3 protein-coding genes are annotated in these 4,468 nt (G+C 27.7%); all 3 read left to right on the forward strand.

What is annotated here, in order from left to right:
* The first annotated feature begins 122 nt into the window (after positions 1 to 122).
* The 3 genes from Q361_RS13065 (at position 123) to Q361_RS13075 (ending at position 4,423) form a co-directional block, all read left to right on the forward strand.
* On the forward strand, positions 123 to 1,100 hold the full coding sequence (locus tag Q361_RS13065; protein ID WP_103727171.1) for a hypothetical protein: 978 nt from the start codon (positions 123 to 125) through the stop codon (positions 1,098 to 1,100).
* A 167-nt stretch (positions 1,101 to 1,267) separates the two neighbouring features.
* A complete protein-coding gene (locus tag Q361_RS13070; protein WP_103727172.1) occupies positions 1,268 to 2,302 on the forward strand; it encodes a J domain-containing protein in 1,035 nt (344 codons plus the stop codon).
* A 261-nt stretch (positions 2,303 to 2,563) separates the two neighbouring features.
* Entirely contained in the window at positions 2,564 to 4,423 is a 1,860-nt protein-coding gene (locus tag Q361_RS13075; RefSeq protein WP_103727173.1) for an NACHT domain-containing protein, read from the forward strand.
* Positions 4,424 to 4,468 lie beyond the last annotated feature (45 nt).

Genomic DNA, 4,468 nt, shown 5'->3' on the forward strand with positions numbered 1-4,468 from the left:
CTTAAATTGAAGTCCGTTTTTCACGAAAATGTTTATCTTTAGCAGAAATTAAATCGTTCGCTGGCTTCGCTTCTGCGTCAAGCCGCAAAACGTTGTATACCATTTTAGAAAAACAGAACTCAATGAAAAACATTTTTACTTCTTTAATAATTATTTTGTCTTTGAAATTATCAGCTCAAAAAATTGATTACTCGTTCCCTGAAGGTTATGAAAATGAAATATCAAAAAAAGATTATACAGATTTAGTAAACGAATCTGTAAAAGCTATTTCTAAAAATTATAAGGTAGTGTCAGTAGAAAAAGGAGTGATTGAACTTGAAAAGGGACAAGACTATAATATCCTAAATCTTCATAATTTAATTTTAAAATGCTCTGAAGTAGGAAAAGAAAAATGGATTAGTTTGATTAATTCACATTTTGACAGCATGTATGAATCAATGGAAAAGCAAAAGCAACTTGACCAAAACAAATTTGAAACCTTGATTGATTATTTAACCATCCGAATTTACCAAGAGAGTTTTGTTATTCAAAATGGAGGAATTGATAATCTAATAGCTAAAAAGGATTTGGATGGAACTTTTTCGGTATTAATGCTAGATTTACCATCTGCATTTACTCCTATTAAAAAAGATATGTTTAATTTATGGAACAAAAAATCTGACGAAGTTTTTAATATTGCTCAAAAGAATGTTAACAAGCAAGAATTTACTAAAGGTACAGAAACAATAGATGCTGATGGTCAAAAAATTGATATTAGTTTTATAGAAAACGAAAACTATGGAGCTAGCATTGCACTTGACTTAAAAAATAATGCACCAGAATTTATAGGGGAATTAGGTTCTGTTATTGCTATTCCAAACAAAGGAATTGTTAATATTTTTAAAATTTCCAAAAACAAACCTTTAGACTTTATGTTATTTATTCAAAAATGTAAACCTATTGTAGAAAATTTTTTCAATCAACATCCTCAACCAATTTCTAAAGATTTTTATTGGTATTATAGTGGAAAATTCACAAAAATAAACATAGCTGAAAAAAATGGTGAATTTATTGTGATTGCACCTATTGGACTGACTGAATTAATGGCTGTGAAAAAATAAAAACGGCATACAACAGCGGTTTCACGAGATTGCGAAAAATGTAGTCTATCGACGTACATTTTTCGCAACTATTTTCTACTTTAGTAGAAAATACGCAGTCACGAACTTCGCAACCTCGTGAAGCCGCAAAACGTTATACGACAGTTTATTCAAAATTACGTCCTAATATGAAAAACTATTACCAAATTCTTGGAATTGAATTTAATGCCACAAATGAGGAGATAAAATTAGCTTATAGAAAACTTGCAATAAAATTTCACCCAGATAAAAATTTTGGAGATAAGTATTTTGAGGATAGATTTAAGGAAATACAAATTGCATATGACGCTTTGAGTGATAATAATTCTCGCAAAGAATATGATAAAAAATTATTTGAGTTTTATCGAGAACGCTTTGATTACAAAAAAAATGAACCTGTAGTGAAACCTAATGGTTCTTACGATTCAAAAAATTATCAGAACACGAAAAATACAAATAATAATACTGATAACACAAATAAACAAGAAAATAATAATGGCTGTGGTAATATCTTTCTATTAGCATTTCTTTTTTTAACATTATGGTTTTCATGGAAGCAGTTTTCTAAAAAATCAGCCGGATTAAGTACTAACACAATTGATTATGCTGACTCTACTTTGATAAATATAGATTCAGCAGCAGTTGTTGCAGATACTGCTGCATATGCAATTATTGATTCTACTGATGTAAATAAAAATGATGCAGAATATCAAAACTCTGAAAATATAGAAAGACCTGCTACATATTCTTCCTTGAATAATGGAGATTCTCCTTTGGTTGATTGTTTTGGTAGAGGAAAATATCAAAATTCTGCATATATAACATTTCAAAATAGTAATGAAACTGACGCAATTGTTTGTTTAGTAAATTACTCAACTAACGAAACAATAAGAAATCAATATATTAAAGCAGGAACAGATTTTACAATGAGAAAAATACCAAGTGGAACTTATTTTTTAAAAGTTTATTATGGGAATGATTGGAATCCTGAAAAAACAAATTTTTGTGGTTCTAAAGGTGGATTTAATTTTGATGAAAGTTTTTCAAAATCTGACGGATATAGCGATTTAATTGAAATCGAAAATACAAGTTCAAGTTATACAACAGGAACAATTACACTTTATAAAGTTGCTAATGGAAATATGAATTCTGAACTAATCAGTGAATCAGAATTTTTCAAATAAAAACCGTCGTATAACAAGGTATTGGCAAAAAGCGGGATTAAAGTCTTAATTGTACTTTTTGTCTTTTTTTGTCGCAAAAAATACTTTTCGTCTCACTTTTTTTTAGTAAATTAGTTTGACTAAAAAGTATTTTTGCTTAGTTCGGGAATTATTGAAATTTCAGTTGTAAAAGCCCGCTCTTCGCCAATACTTTTTCGTTGGTGGCAAGCTTAAAACAACAATCGCAACAAGACAGGAAACAAATATAAAAAGTATAAAATTATGACAGACGTAAACGATACAGTCGGACTTAAAGACTTACTCACAACAGCAAGTCCATTAATTAAATCTTTGGTAGACACTTTTGTTGCCCCAAAATTGGTTGCGTTTAGAGATAAATTAAAAGACAATAAAAATATAAATCTAGTACCTACAGAATCTCATTTTACAGAATATTTTCATAGAACATATAAAAAATTAGCTGTTGTTAATACGCTTGTTTTTAATAATTCACAACGATTTTTATCTGATATATTTCTACCATTGACGCTTACTAATACTAATGATAAAAAGGTTAAAACTAAAATTAATGGTTTTCCTTCTTCAATATCTGATGAATATGGAAATATCCTTATTACAGACACAGCAGGTATGGGTAAATCTACATTGATGAAAACAATCTTTATAGATGTCATTAATAAAAATATTGGAATTCCTATTTTTATAGAATTAAGAAGATTAACGACAGAAAAAAAATTACTTCAAGAAATTCAAGAACAACTTAATTCAATTGACAAAAACTTTGACAAAGATTTATTACTTGAATTACTTAGCGAAGGAGGTTTTATTATCATACTTGATGGTTTTGATGAAATTCCACTAAACGATAGAGAAAGTGTAACTACTGATTTACAAGAATTTATTTCAAAAGCGTCAAACAATCGTTTCTTTATAACTTCCAGACCAGAAAAAGCATTGAGTAGTTTTGGACATTTTCAAGAATTTAAAATTGACCCTCTAACTAAAAACCAAGCTTTTGAACTACTCAGAAAATATGACAGCCAAGGTCAAGTTTCAACTTTATTAATCAAAAAACTTCAAGAAAAAGAATTAGCTAATATAGAAGAGTTTCTCACCAACCCTTTATTAGTTTCTTTGTTATTTACAGCTTTTGAACACAAACAAGCAATTCCTTTTAAAAAATATCTTTTTTACAGACAAGTATATGATGCAAATTTTGAATCACACGACTTAACAAAAGGTGATTCTTATACACACGACAAGTATAGTAAATTGGAAATTGATGATTTTCACAGAGTTTTAAGACATATTGGTTTTAACTGTTTTAAGATACAAAAAATTGAATTCACAAAAGATGAATTATTAAAACTAATTAATGAAAGTAAAGAGTTTTGTGTTGGTCTAAAGTTTAATGATTCGGATTTTTTACTTGACCTACTAAAGACTGTTCCATTATTCACTCAGGATGGCAATTACTATAGATGGTCACACAAATCATTACAAGAATATTTTGCAGCACAATTTATTTATCTTGATTCCAAAGACAAGCAGAACATAATTCTTTCAAAATTATACAATCATATAAATCTTGAAAAGTTTATAAATGTTCTTGATTTATACTATGATATGGATTATAAAACATTTAGAAACATAATTGAATTTGATTTACTTAAAGAATATAACTCATTTCAACTTTCTACATATTTAGACAATAATGAGGGAATTACAAATGATGATATTATTAAAAGAAAAGAATTATTGTTTTTATATGATAGTTATTTGTTTAAAGCTGTACCTGAAAATGGAAAACAACCGTTTGAAGACAATAAACTTAATAAAATGTTAAGTGAATTTCAGACACAAAATAAATTTGACAGAAATAGATTTTCGGGTTTATTAATTACAAATTCAAAAACTGACAACTGTTATGTATTACATTATCAAAACCCAAAAAGCTCTATTCTAAATTTGTTACTTAACAAAAAAAATTCCATAGTAACGCAATTAGGTAGAAATCAAAAAGACGATAATATAGTATTAGATTTTACTTTTGAAAAAGAATATTACCCTAACCCGTTGTGCATTATAAAAAAAGTTGCTCAAATCATTAATAATGATTAAATTGTATTGACTTTCAAACAATTACAATAATGAGCAACCTTGAAG

The organism is Flavobacterium croceum DSM 17960 (genome assembly GCF_002917885.1).
GTDB classification, from domain to species: domain Bacteria; phylum Bacteroidota; class Bacteroidia; order Flavobacteriales; family Flavobacteriaceae; genus Flavobacterium; species Flavobacterium croceum.

Excerpts from the sequence above, each read along its gene's own strand:
- Q361_RS13075 (WP_103727173.1), top strand. The coding sequence starts at position 2,564 with ATGACAGACGTAAACGATACAGTCGGACTTAAAGACTTACTCACAACA.
- Q361_RS13065 (WP_103727171.1), top strand. The coding sequence starts at position 123 with ATGAAAAACATTTTTACTTCTTTAATAATTATTTTGTCTTTGAAATTA.
- Q361_RS13070 (WP_103727172.1), top strand. The coding sequence starts at position 1,268 with ATGAAAAACTATTACCAAATTCTTGGAATTGAATTTAATGCCACAAAT.